The sequence below is a fragment of the Tsuneonella sp. CC-YZS046 genome (genome assembly GCF_035581365.1).
In the GTDB taxonomy this organism is placed as follows: Bacteria; Pseudomonadota; Alphaproteobacteria; order Sphingomonadales; family Sphingomonadaceae; genus JAWKXU01.
The window spans coordinates 516,654-531,578 of the sequence record NZ_CP141590.1 but is presented as its reverse complement, the minus strand read 5'-3'; the positions used below and the strand labels follow the sequence as shown (position 1 = coordinate 531,578).

Genomic DNA, 14,925 nt, shown 5'->3' with positions numbered 1-14,925 from the left:
CCGGGGCAGCACGGGGGCATTGCTCGCCTGTCCATTCGATCCAAATCCAGGAGAGATCGCGGCTGCTTCAGGAAGCATCCGACAAGAGGGCGGCAGGGCCTTGGCCTCGGTCGAAATACAGGGCCAGCCTCTCCCGCCCAATACGGATTACCCCTGCCCCGTCATCAGTGACTTCGCCGATCAGAATCGCCCCAGAACCTTGTCGAGCAGTTCCTTGCAGCTGTCGATCACCTCGCCCTTCCGCCACGCTCCTTCTTCCGCGCCCGAGGGCAGGACATCTCCGCGCCAGGCCACATGCTGGTCCGGCCGGACAAGGATCAGCGCCTTCCGATAGACTTGCCGGATATCGGCATCGCGGATGCGCACTATCTCCAGCGGCAGCCCGATCTTGCTGGCGGCGGCTTCGATCGGCCCGGTATCGCGATCCTCCAGCACCAGAAGCGTGAACCATTTGCCCAGATGATCGTAAACCGCCGTTCCGTCGGCCAGGAACATATGCGGCAGGATGCTGCCCGGCCAGGTCGAGGGCTTGACCGCCAGCATATCGAATGCGGGCGGATAGCCCGGCTCGTCCACGACAACCCGGGACGCATCGTAGCGATAGCCCTGCTCCGTTCCCCAGGCCTCGTTCTCGATATTGCCCAGCCTGGCGATCTCCCGCCCCAGCCTGAGCCGGCACGCATGGGATTGCGCATCATCCCCGCCAAGCTCGCCCGCCTGCTGATAGAGCCGGTATATTGCGGCGCGGATGCCGAGATGCCGTTCGGACGTGGCCTTGGAAATGCGGGCGATCGGGTGGCGTTCGTCATGATAGGAATCGAGCAACCCCTCGCCGCCCCAGCCCTGCAATGCGGCGGCGATCTTCCACGACAGATTGGCGGCTTCGGGAATACCCGTGTTCATGCCGTAGCCGCCCGTAGGCACGAATTGATGGGCCGCGTCGCCAACCAGAAAAGCGCACCCCGCGCGGTATTGATGCGCCACCTGGTAATTGAGCGTCACCGGATTGGCGACCGAAATCTCGAAGTCGAAATCCCGGCCCATGAGGTCCACCACGAGCTTTCGCGGATCGATGGCTTCGAAACCTTCGTCCGGCGGGACCAGGGCATGAAGCGTCCATTCCTGAATATCGTCCTGCGCGACAATCTGGCCCCACCAGGTCTGATAATGCCAGCCCTGGCCGAACTGACGCAGCAATTCGTAATCGCGCGAGCGGAAATGGACGAGATACATGTGCGCGGCGCCAAGATTGCCTTCGCTGCCAATGCCCAATTGCGCGCGGACCGTGCTGTTTCCGCCATCACAGGCCACGAGATACCGCGCTCGAACCTCCTGCTTCACGCCGGTCGTTTCATCGACGATCATGGCGGTGACGCCCTGCGCCTCTTCGGTGAAACTTTCGAGCCGGCAGGAAAAGCGGACATCGGCTTCCGGCTTGCTTTCAGCAAATTCGCGGATGATCGGCTCGATCAGGATCTGACTGACCCGCAGCGGCGGCTCTAGGGAGAGCGTCCCGTCGTTTCGATTCCGCCGCCGCCAATATTCAACGCGGTTGGACGGATAGCAAAAGCGGTGCAATTCATGCGAGCCGGGCTTCAGGTCCGTTGCCCAGATTATGTCATAATTGCTGTCGAGGGGAACGCCCGCCTCGCGCAGCTTCTCCGCAAGGCCGACGCGGCGGAACAGATCCATCGCCCGGCCATTGGTCAGGTCCATTTTCGGATGGCGGGTGGTCGACGGATTGCGCTCCACCAGCAGCGAGCGAATTCCATAGTGGGCAAGCTCGGCCGCCATGGTCAGGCCGACCGGCCCTCCGCCGGCAATAAGCACGGGAACTTCGATCGGCTGGGGCATATGCGTTCTCTCGATGGAAGGAAGGGGGTGGAAAAGCGGCTCAGCGGATAGCGTGGCTGCCGAAAGTGCCGCCCCAGAGATAGGCGGACTCCCAACGGGTCTCGACCCAGCTTTCCGGGTCTTCGATCAGGGTCGATCCGTAACCGTATTCGAACAGGAAGCCGGATGGCGAAACGGCGTAGAAGGATAGTGCCGGATCGTTGGCATGTTGCCCGAGCGAGCGCCCGACCGGCGCGGCCCCGGCCATGACCTTGTCCCAGGCCCGGCCCACCGTACTCATCCGGTCGACTTCCAGATAGATGTGATCGAAGCCCGCAACCCCCGGGATATGCGCCAGCGCGACGACATGGTGGCGCTTCCCGCCATTGAGGAAATGGCCGTCCGACCCCGGCACGACCTCTATCGAATCGGTCCGCCTCAGGCCGATGGCATCGACGAAGAAAGTGAGCGCGGCGTCCAGATCGGGGACCAGAAGAAGCACATGGCCCAGCCCCGCATCGCCGGTAATGAAACGCGCGCCCGTGGGCGAAGCGAAAGGCTCCGAAAGCGTCAGCCCGCCGACGAACAGTTCCACCCGGGTTCCATCGGGCGCTTCGGTCCTGACAAGGCGATAGACATCGCGCGCCTGCGCCAGGGCCGGGTCCTGCTCGGCGCGGTATCCCTGCCGGCGAAGGCGCCGGACAATTCCATCCAGCGCCTCGTGCGTATCCACCTCAAGCCCGATGTAATCGCAACCCGGCTCCTCGCTCTCGCGAACCGCGATTCTCCAGGCGCGCTGGTCCGCCCGGAAGCGCAATTCGCCATCCTGCCGGCACGCCTGCAGGCCGAATATCCCGGTTCCGAAACTTTCCCAGGCCGCAACATCGCCGCGAAACCCCGCATAACCGAGCCTCAGCTTCGGCTTGTCCATATGCGCACTCCCATTAACTGACCAATAGGTCAGTTATATTCGCTCCCGCTGCATTGATTGAGATCAAGAATGGCCAAAGGGTTCATGAATTGCCTTGCCTTCCGCAAAGGCAGGACTGTCATGCCCCAAGTGCCTGTCCTGAACCCGGCTGACGTCGCCGGGGCGCAAGGCTCGGCCTAGGGTCAGGAAATGCGGAGCGGTCCGCCGAGCAGGAGCGCCCAGCATATCGCTGCCCCAAGCCACAGGACGCAAGCATATGCCGCGCGCCGCAGGCCAGGCGTATAGCGGCGAAGAACCAGGCAATGATTGAGATACCCTGCGACAGGAAAGCTCAGCGACCAGAACATCCCGGCAAGGATCATGGTGGGCCACACCCAATCGCCATGCCAGTCATCGGGGTTCCCGAAGAACGGCGCCAATAGGGGATAGGCCGCGTAATACAGCCCGCCGCCCAATGCGCCCATGCTCAACAATCCGAGTATCGCAACGGCGATACAGGCAATGACCGAACGTTTGATAGTGTGGAGAGACGACGGAACAATCCTCATATTCCGGTTGTCCTCGTCATTGCTCCCGGCTTGCGCATTCGATGCACAGGGCCGCTTCCGGCCGGGCTTCGAGACGCTTGGGAGCAATTGCGGTTCCGCACCGCACGCATTCGCCATAGGTGCCGTTTTCAATTCGGATCAACGCGCGCTGGACCGAGGCGATTTCGCGCGTGATCAACGCCCCCTCTCCTTCCAGCGAAGCATCATCCTCCATCTCCACCGCCTGCTCTGAAGAGTCGGGGTTGAGCGGCTCGGCCAAGGCTTCCCCAATGCGGTCCAGCCGCCCCTTGAGTTCGGCAAGCTGCGCTTCAAGGCGGGATTTGGCTTCGGCGGTATCAGGCATTGCGCACTCCATATCCAATTCGTCCCATCTAGATAGCAAGGGCTGCGCTACCGCAACAAGGAAGCGCTGCCCTGGCGAGAGCCATGCCAACGCCCAGGATCGCGGAATCACCCAGCATCATGGCGCAAACGGGCAATATCCGGTCACGCCTTCAGTTTGGAATTGAGGTGATCGGATAAACGCATGGCCAGCGCCACGATCGTCAGCGTGGGATTTGCCCAGCCGCTTGTGGGAAACACCGAGCTGCCGGCAACAAACAGATTCTCGTATCCATGCACCTGGCAATTGGCATCCACCACGCCGCTCTTGGGTGAATCGCTCATGCGCGTGCCGCCAACCTGATGATAATTGGCCAGGGGATGATTTCCGACGGTCAGATCTTCCGGCCACTGCGGGCTGGGATCATCCAGCCACTGGCCCGGCTTGATCGCGCCCATTTCCAGACGGCGAAACTCGGCATCGAACGTCTTGGCGATCACTTTCGCGGTGTGCTTGTCCAGGCCGCTCAACTGCCAGTCGAGATCGGCCCGCTGGCTTCCAAGGCTGTCGCGTTCATGAGACAGGACGATCCGGCTATCGGGATTGGGGGCCTGTTCGCCGCGAGTGATGAGATAGAGGCTGGTCATGCCCGCCTTGGCGCGCATCTTTTCCACCCAGTTCCGCATTTCGCGATGGAACCACGCCCGAATGGCCCGGTAGGCATGATCGAGTGCGCGCCCGCGGCTATCCGGTGAAATCGAATGCTTAAGGTTATGGTAGATCTTGTTGCCCAGGGCGACGCCATGGCGGGGGTCCCGCTGGAGCTTGAAGGTGATGATGCTGTTCAGCGCCTGTTCCCGCTGCTGGGTCGCATCCCCCAGCCGGAGAGCCGGCGCCAGCGGAGGGCCGGAGCGCATGAAACGCTTCTGGAACAGCGCCCAGAGTTCATAGGGCGTCTGCGTCTCGATCTTCCCGATCCGCCCGGTCGGATGCTCCATAAAATACCGACCGACCAGGTCATGGCCATTGCCCAGCCCATTCACTTCGACATCGTTCGAGGCCAGCAGCAGGCGCGAATTCTCGATCGCCCCGCAAGCGAGCACATAGTGTTTCGCCTTCACCTGCCGCACCGTGCCGTTCAGGGTCTTCACTTCCACCCCCTCGACGGTGCGGGCATCGGGGCCAGACTTGATGTTGACGGCATTGGCATGAAGCACGACCTGGATTGACGGTGAATTCGTCACATCGCTGGTGTGGCTTGCGACGAACCGATCGGTCTTTTCATCGAAGCGCCAAAGGACGGCATCGATGGCATCCCGATCGAACCCCGGTGCAGTGACGCCCAGCGCATCCCAGATGCGATCCCTATAGTTGAACTCGCCCAACTCGAAAAATTCGTGCGCGCGGGCATAGTAAGGCTCGATATCGGACTTGCTGATTGGCCAGCCGCTGTGCGCCACCCAATCCCGGCGCTCGAAATCTATGGCATCCAATTGCGCGCAGCGCCCCCCCCAGATCGAAACGGTGCCGCCAAAGAAGCGCAAGCGCGCCTGATCCAGATCGTAATAGGGCATCCCGACATTGCTGCCCCGATAAAGATCCTGCGTGGCCTGTTCAAAATCGAAGCCGCCGCTTTCGAGAAGGATGACCGAATGCCCTTCCTGGGCGAGCGCTCGCGCCACGGTGATACCTGCGGCGCCGGCGCCGATGATGCAGACATCGCCGCCCCCGATTTCAGCCTCGGGATGTTTGTGCAGGTCGATAAGCATGGAATTCTTTCTCAGCGCAGATGATGAACTGCCCGAGCGTCGTCAGGCAACGTTCTGTTCCCACCGGCAGCCGAACATTGCAATCGCATAAAGCATGCGGCCATAGCCGGGGCCATCGGGAAGGCTCGAGATTATCGGGATCGCCGAGCAGGGTCCTTGCCCGCACGCAGTATGCTCAAACGCTGGAGCACCCCCTCCACTCTAATACCTGCTTTCACGGACTATATTATACAGTTTCTCTCTGCATTCCTCTGTCGTGCAGGCAATGAGATTCAAGGCGAGGACAGACCTGATCTGCGATCTGAGCTGGGAAGAGCTGAGTTCGTAATGCACCCACATTTCCATCACCCCAGTAAAGCTGATCTGCACAGCCCTGATTATATCCATTTCATTTAAATCTGGAGAGAATACGTTGAATTTCTTGAGACTGGAAACCGCGAATTTCCAATAACTCCGAGCCTTTTCCTGATACTCAAGCCGCTGAGCCTGCTCATGATCGCTCATGAAATGGCCCAGTATCGCGCGGTAAAATTCTTCATTTTCCAGGTAGAGATCGACGGGCGAATCCCCAAATTCCATAAAATAATCAATAACCTCATCAGCAGAAGGATTTACCGGCAGAGGTCCTGTTTTTATATCGTCCAGCACATCCATTAGAACATTGAAGATAATACTGGATTTTGTCCTAAAATACTGATGCACCGTAAACGTGCTTAATCCCGCCTTGGCCGCAAGCTCCTTCATGGTGAATTCCGTGGAACCCATGGATCTTACGAGAGACTTGGCGGATTTTACGATCTTCCTTCTATTATTGCTCTTTTTCTTTTCCCGAAGCCCGGTCATCTCGCTTCCTTCGTTCACCCACCATCCAACGATCGCAATGCCTTCGCGAGCGCCCCCAGGGTTCCATTTGCCGCATTAGCAGTCCATTTGCCGCATTAGCAGCAAAGGCGAGAGGGTTGACAATCTTTCAGATGTTAGTCAAACCAAGTCGTGACTTGATAAAAATCCTTGGCTTGGTTTTGGGAGTGTCCGCATATGGGGTGCGCGCATTTGCATGCGGCGAGGAATACCGCGCGATTGACCGCCCTTAGTTGCAAGCCGCGGAATCCGGGTCGAGCCGCTCGATGCGCCGATGACCACGGGCCTCCAGCCCGGCCGGATCGGAACGCATCGTCATATTCTCAAATAATCCCATTGCCTGAAATGGATCAGCATTTGCCACAGCATAATATTCATTCGCCATATCAAGATATGGCGAAAGAGGCGGGATTCTCCATTCCGCCAGTGGAACGCATCCTGCCAACGATGACCGCCGATCCCTGGAGGCAGATTTCAGGAGATTTCCTGCAACTCGAAGGGTTGTGCTTCGATCGGCATGGCTCTCTCCACTTTGTGGAAGTTTTCGGCGGCACGATCTTCGTAATGGATATGGCAAGCGGGAAGCTGCGGACGATCGAGACTGCGGCGGGCCTGATGCCCACAGCGATCAAAATTCACAAGGATGGCCGACTGTTCGCCTGTTGCGTCGGGAATTTCACCGACGGCCGCATCCTTTCGATGGCGCCTGACGGCTCCAACCCGAATGTGGAGGTGGAAGGATATACGGTCGATGACATGGTGTTTGATTCAACCGGCGGCTTTTACTTTACCGATTTCGTTGGGGAGGCGCTGCGGCCAACCGGAGGAGTTTATTACGCTCCAGCCGACGGCGGCGAGATCAAGACAGTAATGCCCAACATGGCCGGCCCTAACGGCGTGGCGCTTTCAGTCGATGAAAGAAGCCTCTGGGTCACAGAAACAAACGCCAACCGCCTGCATCTGGTGGAACTTTCCGCCGACCGGGTATCCGCCGAACCTTATGGCACCTGCATCCCCTACCGCTTCACCGGCCATTTAGGGCCGGACTCGTGCTGCATCGACGCTGCGGGCAATCTCTATGTCGCCATGTATGAGCAAGGCAGAGTTCTGATCTTCAACCCATCGGGTGTGCCTGTTGCCCAAGTGCTCGTTCCGGGGCGGGAGCAGGGGCATATGCTTCGCACCACTCATCCCGTGCTCATACCCGGCACGGACGAACTGATCATCTGCGCAAACGATCATGATCGCGGTGGCGGCGCCTGGCTGTTTCGAGCCAAGGGCTTGGCCAAGTCCCACCTAAGCTACCAATTTAAATAGAAAAATTTCCAAAATAATGTCCATCTCATGAAGGGTGTCAGGATGTTGAAAAATAGAAAATACTCTAATCGGTCAACTGCTCTGCAAGGCGCAAGCCAGGCTGCACTGGGCATGTTGCTCCTCTACGGCGGAACGGCCTCTGCGCAGGAAGCTCCCGCGGCAAGCTCCGAAATCACCGCCGGCGAAATTGTCGTCACCGCCAACAAGCGCGAACAGCGGCTTCAGGATGTTGGCCTTACGGTTACTGCGTTGAGTGGCGAAACATTGGCAAACAAGCGGATCAACAATGTCGCGGATCTCGCGATGGCCGTGCCCGGCCTCAATTTCAGCCAAAGCCCTGAAAGCAAGCCGGTCTATACGCTGCGCGGCGTGGGTTTCTATGAATTGTCCCTGGCCGCATACCCGGACGTAACCACCTATATCGACCAGGCGCCACTGCCGCTGCCGGTGCTTTCCGCGCTGACCGCATTCGACCTTGAGCGCGTGGAGGTGCTGAAAGGCCCGCAGGGCACTTTGTTCGGGAACAATGCGACCGGCGGCGCGATCAACTTCGTCGCGGCAAAACCTACGGACGAATTCCATGCGGGGCTCAACCTGGGCTACGGGCGGTTTAACGCCATCGAAGCGAGCGGGTTTGTCAGCGGGCCGATCAGCGATACGTTGAATGCTCGCCTGGCCGTGAAGACCGTCCAGAGCGATGGATGGCAGAAGAGCTACACCCGCGATGCGACGAACGGGAAAACGGATACTCTTGCGGGCCGCCTGCTGCTCGATTGGAAGCCGACCGACCGGCTGACCGTTTCCCTCAACCTCAATGCCTGGAAGGATCGTTCGGACACCATAGCCCCGCAGGTCCAGAAGATCGAACTGCAGAATCCGGTGGGCACCTGCGGCTTCGGTGGCTGCATCGGCCCCGACATGCCCTTCCTGAACGCGGAACTCGCCCCGAAGAAGATCCGGGCCGCGGACTGGAACCCGGAGCTTGGCCCCTATCAAAACAACCGTTTCAAGCAGGCGATCGGACGTATCGACTATCAACTGGCCGATACGATCACGCTGACTTCCCTCAGCTCTTACATCGACTTCAAGCTGGATAACCGGACAGAAGGTGGCGGCACTTTCTACGAAGACCTCGATATTCTGCAGAACAAGGGCAGCGTAAAGAGCTTCAGTCAGGAACTCAGGCTCCAAGGCGGCGGAAGCGGCCTGCCCTATCGCTGGGTCCTTGGCGCAAATTATGAGAACACCAAGACGAAAGAATTCTTCGACACCCATTACGAGGATCACTCGTCGGGTTATCAGCAAGGTTTCACTGCCGCGCGGTCCATTTCCAACCAGAATATGAAAAACTATGCGGCGTTCGCAAATCTTGAATTCGACGTCACCGATCATATTACGCTGAAGGGCGGCATCCGGTATACCGAAGCCCAACGCAGAGTGGCCCTCGCAACCTCGCAGGTTCCCGGCGACATAGAACCGCCGGCTCAGCCCGGCTTTGAAAATGTGGGCATCAACTACTTCTTCAATTACGTATGGCCCACTTTGTATGTGCCTGTGCGCTGCCCAGGCACCACATATATTCCCATCACGGGCACAAATTCGATTTCGATCGATCCAGCCACCTGCCAGGCAGGGCTGTTCACGGACAAACTTACCGAGCGCAGCACGTCCTGGAGCATTGGCGCGGATTTCAAACCCATGCCCGGGCTGTTGCTCTATGCCAACGTCTCGAAAGGCTACAAGGCGGGCAGCTATCCCATCGCGGGTGCAGCGACCTGGGATCAGTATCGTCCGGTCACGCAAGAATCCCTTCTCGACTATGAGGCCGGTTTCAAATGGACTGGCGCGGGCGGAAAGGTGATGCTGAACGGCGCGGCCTTCTATTACGACTATCAGGACAAGCAGCTACGGGCCAAGATCATCGATCCCATTTTTGGCCCGCTCGACGGCCTCGTCAATGTTCCCAAATCAACCATCAAGGGCGCCGAAGCGGAGTTCAGCGTCCGGCCGGTGCGTGGATTGAACGTTTCGCTGGCAGCCACTTATCTGGATGCAAAGGTGAAGAGGTATGAGGGCGTGGTCGGCTCGCGCGTCGAAGATGGCCTTCTCGTTCCGATCCTCGCGGATTTTTCGGGAGTGAGGCTGCCCTTCGCTCCCAAATGGCAAATGAATGCGGCCTTCGATTATACCTTCCCGGTCAGCGACAGCCTGAATGCCTTCTTCGGCGCCAATCTCAGCGCACAGACGAAGACAATCGGCACGCTCAAGCTGACCGAGGCTGAAAAAGAAGAATACAAGATCAAGGGACGAGCCATCCTGGATCTCAACGCCGGCTTCACAAGCGCGGATGAGCGCTGGCGCCTCACCTTCTGGGGCAAGAACGTCACCAACAAATACTACTGGATCAACGTCAACCAATCCTACGATACAGTCGTTCGCTATGCCGGACGTCCCGCGGAATACGGCGTGACCTTGGGAATGAAGATCTAGGTAATTCGGGATGTGGCGGGCTTCCTGAGGGAACCCGCCGCTCTTGTCCAAGAGCGAAGATATAATTCAGGATCAAGGATCAACCAAAATGGCGAGCTATAAGCTTTTTGGACTCATTCCGCGCAAGCCGGAACTGACGTCCGAGGAATTTCACGACTATTATCGTCATCCGCATGGCACCATGGGACGAAATGTCACGACGATGCGCGCTTACGTCCAAAGCCACCAGATTCACACCGACAAGCTGGGGAGCGATCAGAACGTTTTTGAGGCAGTCGCGGAAGTCTGGATGGATAATCTTGAGGACATAAACAATTTCAGAACCGAGCGGATCATCAAAAAATACATCTTGGAAGATGAGCCCATTTTTATCGACATGGAACGGCTAGAATTCTTCATCGGCGAAGAGGAAGTCGTTACATCGGGGCCGCGGCAGGAAATAGGATTGCACCCCGGAGACGAACTGTGGAATCCGGCAAATCGCCCCACCTCGGTGAAGCTCCTTCACTTTATCCCGCCTGACGGCAACCCGGATTGGGCTTCGCCCGACGACAAGGAAATCGGTTTGGAATTGGGAGCGCTCCGGCATGTGCGCTGCCATCCTTTCCGGGATTTTCACGGAGAATCTCCCAGCTTCCTGGGTGTTCAGGAATTATGGTGGCCCAGCCGCACCGTGTTTCATCGAGCCGTGGAAGCAAAACCGGCCGTGTTTCGCGAGTTCCTGGAAAGGGCAGGGAATTCGGTGACTTTGCTGGCGAATGCCGAACGCTGGATTTGAAGGCCTTGCTAACTCGTCTCCATGAAATGGTTGGAATTAGACATGCTTGAAGGAAAGAGTATTCTCATTACCGGGGCGGGTTCCGGTATCGGCCAGACCTGCGCAGAGGTTTTTGCCGCCAACGGCGCCCATGTCCTGGTTACGGACCGCAACGAGCAGTCAGGCGAAGCAGTTGCGCGGAAAATTCGCGATGCAGGCGGGAAAGCGATCTTCCATCCTTGCGAAGTGACCGATGAGCAAAGTGTGGCCGACGCCGTAGCGGCCGCGGTTCGTCATTTCGGTGGATTGCATGGCGCGATGAACAATGCCGGCATAGAAATGCGCAGCAAACCGATCCATGAGCTTACCGCAGAAGACATTGACGCAGTTCTCGGCGTCGACCTTGTCGGGGTTTTCTACTGCGTAAAGCACGAATTTCTCGCAATGAAGGACGGCGGCGGCGGAGCGATCGTCAATACGGCCTCTGCGGCGGGAGTTCGCGGGCAGATCAATGCCTCGGACTATGTGGCGGCGAAACATGGCGTGGTCGGTTTGACGCGTGCCGCGGCTTGTGACGGTGGCGCGCTCAATATCAGGGTCAACGCGATCTGCCCCGGACTTGTCATGACCCCTATGGCCAAGGGTTTGATGAATGAGGACCCTGTATTCGCAAAGGCTGTCGAAGGCTTGCGCAGCCGTCATGTCATCGGGCGCTTTGGCGAGACATATGAGATCGCAAATGCCGCGATGTTCCTGCTGTCCGACCTGTCGTCCTTTATGACCGGAACACCCATGCTGGTCGATGGCGGTTACTCGGTCTGAACAGAGCAAGAGACGCCGCAACCCGGGATTTTTGAAGAGGAAGCAATACTATGTCGTCTGGGAAGATGGATGAGGTTCGGGCAACGAATTTCGCGAAGGATGAGTTCAAGGCTCTGCCGGATCTGGTGAAGGAAGAGCTGGAGAAGCACCGGCAGCAATATCTCACCGATCCGGAAGCGGCGCATTACTGGGACCCGATCGCGATCGGCACTCCGGGCGGCCCGGTATCGTGCCTGCTGCTGCACCACCTTGGCCGCAAGAGCGGCGAATGGCGCAACACGGCGCTGCAATATTACCGCTTCAACGGCGATATCCTGATCGTGGCCTCGCGCGGCGGCACGGAAGAGCCGCCGGTGTGGTTCCTCAACCTTGAAGCGAATCCGCAGTGCCGCATTCAGGTAGGGGCCAATGGCTCCGAGGCGACCGCGCGGGTCATCACCGGCGAAGCGCGCAAGCCCTATTGGGATTTCATCACCAGGGAGCAGCCCGCCCAGGCGGAATACCAGTCGCGCTGCCAGCGGGAGATCCCGGTGGTGGCTCTCGACCTGCCCGAAGGCGTCACGCTCTGACCGGCCTTGGACTCGTTCCGGTCCCGGTTGAACCGGAACGAGTTTGTAATTTACCTGTTGTCAGTGATTTCCGAGCCAGCAAGTGACTCCACTTGCTTCGAAATCACTCTAATTCATTGAAATGAGGCCAGTATCCATAGGATTTCCGGCCTGAATAGCTGCCGCACAATAGGAATCCTGATCTCTCAGCTCGCCTCCTCCGGACGGCGTTTAGCGAGCGTCGTCTGGACAAAGGTCATAACCTCCTCGTCCCGCTGGTTCCGGACCGAATAGGCAATGGCCAATGTTCCATATTTGGGGCCGGTTGCCTCATGGCCAATGACCGTGGCGACGACATGCAGGGTATCGCCGGGAAAGACCGGCTTCGTAGCGACCAGGCCGGAAATTTCCTTCATCGCGGCGATAGCATTTCCATAGAAGTTGCCGAGGACGAAAAGCCCGATCGCAATGGAAAAGGTCAGCGCGCCATGGGCGATCCGCTGGCCGAAACGGTTGGATTCCATGAACGCTCCATCCGTGTGCAATTGATAATGATCGCCCGTCAGACCAGCGAAGGTAGTAATATCGCCAATGTCTATGGTGCGCCCCCGAGTGGTCATCACGTCACCCAGCTCAAAATCCTCGAACCATTTGACCGGCGGATCTATAAATTCTCGTGACATGATTTGCCGTTCCATTTTTGCAATGGCGATTGCATCCTGAACCAAAGGTTCGTCAGACGATTGTGTATCCGCCATCTATTATGTGCTCGTTTCCCGTGATGTAGGGAGCTTCATCCGAAGCCAGAAACACCACCAGACTTGCTATTTCCTCCGGCTCGCAAACGCGCTTCGAGGGAATGTTTTTCGCGGCCATTTCAATCTGTTCGTCATTGAGCGATGCGGTCAGCATGGGAGTTCGCGTGTAACCTGGATGGACGGAGTTCACGCGGATGTTCCGCTCGGCGAACTCTATGGCCGCAAATTTGGTAAGCCCCCGGACCGCAAACTTGCTGGCGGCGTAAGCAGCGTTGTTCGTTCCGTAGTTAGCCAGGAGGCCAGAGATTGACGAGATGTTGACGATTGCTCCACCTCCGTCTTCCAGCATCGAGGGAACTACAGCGCGCATACCCAGAAAAACCCCGGTCTGATTAACGCTGCAAACTTTCAGGAAGTCTTCCTCGTCGAGATCGAGCAGCCCCTTCGTCGGGCCAGTAATGCCGGCATTGTTGACCAGGATATTCACGCATCCGAAGCTGCTTCTGGCCAACGCAACCACGCGGAGCCAGTCGTCATTGTCAGAGACATCCAACCGAGCCGCAATCGCCCCCTCGCCTAGTTCGGCGACGAGCTTCTCGGTGGCATCGAGATTGATGTCACACAGGGCCACTCGCGCTCCCTCCGCGACGAAGCGGCGGCTGATGGCCTCGCCCATGCCCTGCGCCGCCCCGGTTACGATTGCGATCTTGTTTTGCAGCCGTCCCATACGATTATCCCAGCCTCGAATGACCTCGCGCTGTTGAGGCAAGGCCCATTCAAAGGACTTCAAAAAGGCCCGCGGCACCCATTCCGCCGCCGACGCACATGGTGACCACGACGTGCCTGACGCCACGGCGCTTGCCCTCGATCAGGGCATGCCCGGCCATCCGCGCACCCGACATGCCGTAGGGATGGCCGATGGAGATCGCGCCCCCATTCACATTCATCAGCTCATTGGGAATGCCCAGGCGGTCCCGGCAATAGACCACCTGCACCGCAAAGGCCTCGTTGAGTTCCCACAGGCCGATGTCGTCCATCGACAGGCCGAAGGTCTTGAGCAGCTTCGGCACCGCGAATACCGGGCCGATCCCCATTTCATCCGGATCGGTGCCCGCCACCGCCATGCCCACATACCGGCCAAGCGGTTGCAGCCCTCTTGCCTGTGCGACGGACTCTTCCATCACCACGCAAGCGGACGCGCCATCCGAAAGCTGGCTCGCATTGCCGGCCGTGATCACACCCTCCGGCCCCATCACCGGCGGCAGGCCCTGAAGACCTTCCAGCTTCGTGTCAGGACGATTGCCCTCGTCCTTCGCGAGCGTGACTTCCTTCCGGGACACTGACTTGGTTTCCTTGTCCGTCACCAGCATCGTGGCCGTGACAGGCACGATCTCGTCGTCGAAGGCGCCTGCCGCCTGCGCCGCAGCGGTGCGCTGCTGAGACTGGAACGCGTATTCGTCCTGCACGTCGCGCGATACGTTGTAGCGCTTCGCCACCACTTCGGCGGTCTGCAACATGTTCATGTAAGCGGTTGGAACCATCGCCGCGAGTTCAGGGTCCTGCGTCGTTCGCAGTTCCCTGGTCTGGACACGGGAAACCGACTCGACCCCGCCGGCCACGCAGATATCCATCCGATCCACGATGACCTGTTGCGCGGCAATCGAGATCGCCATCAACCCGGAAGCGCACTGCCGGTCGATCGACTGGCCGGAAACCGTCACCGGCAGGCCCGCTCGAAGCGCCGCATTCCGGCCGATCGTATATTGCGTTTCCTGTTGAAGCGCCGCGCCCATGATTACATCGTCGATCTCGCCGCCTTCCACTCCAGCCCGCTCCACCGCCGCCCGGATCGCGTGCGATGCCAAGGTAGGCGCCGGCAAATCGTTGAACGCCCCACGATAGGCCCGCCCAATCGGCGTCCGCGCGGTCGAGACAATCACTGCACTTCTCATTGCTTTCTCCCAAAGAC

At 58.7% G+C, this 14,925-nt stretch carries 15 protein-coding genes; 5 read left to right on the top strand and 10 right to left on the bottom strand.

Features of this window, described 5'->3' with window-relative positions; translation table 11 throughout:
• Nucleotides 1-180: 180 nt before the first annotated feature.
• From U8326_RS02620 to U8326_RS02590, 7 genes are all read right to left on the bottom strand, one after another.
• Nucleotides 181-1,854, bottom strand: a complete 1,674-nt coding sequence (locus U8326_RS02620; protein ID WP_324742159.1) for an FAD-dependent monooxygenase — start codon at nucleotides 1,852-1,854, stop codon at nucleotides 181-183.
• 40 nt (nucleotides 1,855-1,894) lie between these two features.
• Nucleotides 1,895-2,764: a VOC family protein gene (locus U8326_RS02615; RefSeq protein ID WP_324742158.1), complete on the bottom strand. Its 870-nt coding sequence runs from the start codon at nucleotides 2,762-2,764 to the stop codon at nucleotides 1,895-1,897.
• A gap of 182 nt (nucleotides 2,765-2,946) precedes the next feature.
• Complete coding sequence (locus U8326_RS02610; protein ID WP_324742157.1) at nucleotides 2,947-3,312, bottom strand: hypothetical protein; 366 nt, start codon at nucleotides 3,310-3,312, stop codon at nucleotides 2,947-2,949.
• Nucleotides 3,313-3,328: 16 nt separating this feature from the next.
• Nucleotides 3,329-3,745: a TraR/DksA family transcriptional regulator gene (locus U8326_RS02605; RefSeq protein WP_324742156.1), complete on the bottom strand. Its 417-nt coding sequence runs from the start codon at nucleotides 3,743-3,745 to the stop codon at nucleotides 3,329-3,331.
• A 53-nt stretch (nucleotides 3,746-3,798) separates the two neighbouring features.
• Complete coding sequence (locus tag U8326_RS02600) at nucleotides 3,799-5,403, bottom strand: GMC family oxidoreductase (RefSeq protein WP_324742155.1); 1,605 nt, start codon at nucleotides 5,401-5,403, stop codon at nucleotides 3,799-3,801.
• Between the two features lie 201 nt (nucleotides 5,404-5,604).
• Nucleotides 5,605-6,246 carry a TetR/AcrR family transcriptional regulator gene (locus U8326_RS02595; RefSeq protein ID WP_324742154.1) on the bottom strand — a complete coding sequence of 214 codons (642 nt, stop codon included), beginning with the start codon at nucleotides 6,244-6,246 and terminating at the stop codon, nucleotides 5,605-5,607.
• 247 nt (nucleotides 6,247-6,493) lie between these two features.
• The gene (locus U8326_RS02590) at nucleotides 6,494-6,649 is read right to left on the bottom strand and encodes a hypothetical protein (protein ID WP_324742153.1); all 156 of its coding nucleotides are present in this window, start codon (nucleotides 6,647-6,649) and stop codon (nucleotides 6,494-6,496) included.
• 8 nt (nucleotides 6,650-6,657) lie between these two features.
• On the opposite strand from U8326_RS02590, the gene U8326_RS02585 reads away from it, so the two are divergent.
• The 5 genes from U8326_RS02585 (at nucleotide 6,658) to U8326_RS02565 (ending at nucleotide 12,219) form a co-directional block, all read left to right on the top strand.
• Entirely contained in the window at nucleotides 6,658-7,581 is a 924-nt protein-coding gene (locus U8326_RS02585) for an SMP-30/gluconolactonase/LRE family protein (protein WP_324742152.1), read from the top strand.
• Nucleotides 7,582-7,692: 111 nt separating this feature from the next.
• On the top strand, nucleotides 7,693-10,071 hold the full coding sequence (locus tag U8326_RS02580; RefSeq protein WP_324742151.1) for a TonB-dependent receptor: 2,379 nt from the start codon (nucleotides 7,693-7,695) through the stop codon (nucleotides 10,069-10,071).
• 88 nt (nucleotides 10,072-10,159) lie between these two features.
• A complete protein-coding gene (locus U8326_RS02575; protein WP_324742150.1) occupies nucleotides 10,160-10,849 on the top strand; it encodes an EthD domain-containing protein in 690 nt (229 codons plus the stop codon).
• 42 nt (nucleotides 10,850-10,891) lie between these two features.
• Nucleotides 10,892-11,650 carry an SDR family NAD(P)-dependent oxidoreductase gene (locus U8326_RS02570; RefSeq protein WP_324742148.1) on the top strand — a complete coding sequence of 253 codons (759 nt, stop codon included), beginning with the start codon at nucleotides 10,892-10,894 and terminating at the stop codon, nucleotides 11,648-11,650.
• Between the two features lie 50 nt (nucleotides 11,651-11,700).
• The gene (locus U8326_RS02565; RefSeq protein ID WP_324741420.1) at nucleotides 11,701-12,219 is read left to right on the top strand and encodes a nitroreductase/quinone reductase family protein; all 519 of its coding nucleotides are present in this window, start codon (nucleotides 11,701-11,703) and stop codon (nucleotides 12,217-12,219) included.
• Nucleotides 12,220-12,404: 185 nt separating this feature from the next.
• Here U8326_RS02565 and U8326_RS02560 read toward each other — a convergent pair whose 3' ends face one another.
• Genes U8326_RS02560 through U8326_RS02550 form a run of 3 tightly spaced genes read right to left on the bottom strand, consistent with a single transcriptional unit; the run spans nucleotide 12,405 to nucleotide 14,908 of the window.
• The gene (locus tag U8326_RS02560; protein WP_324742147.1) at nucleotides 12,405-12,956 is read right to left on the bottom strand and encodes a MaoC/PaaZ C-terminal domain-containing protein; all 552 of its coding nucleotides are present in this window, start codon (nucleotides 12,954-12,956) and stop codon (nucleotides 12,405-12,407) included.
• Nucleotides 12,934-13,683 carry a glucose 1-dehydrogenase gene (locus U8326_RS02555; RefSeq protein ID WP_324742145.1) on the bottom strand — a complete coding sequence of 250 codons (750 nt, stop codon included), beginning with the start codon at nucleotides 13,681-13,683 and terminating at the stop codon, nucleotides 12,934-12,936. The genes U8326_RS02560 and U8326_RS02555 overlap by 23 nt, the downstream gene beginning before the upstream one ends.
• Nucleotides 13,684-13,732: 49 nt before the next feature.
• Nucleotides 13,733-14,908: an acetyl-CoA C-acyltransferase gene (locus U8326_RS02550; protein WP_324742144.1), complete on the bottom strand. Its 1,176-nt coding sequence runs from the start codon at nucleotides 14,906-14,908 to the stop codon at nucleotides 13,733-13,735.
• Nucleotides 14,909-14,925 lie beyond the last annotated feature (17 nt).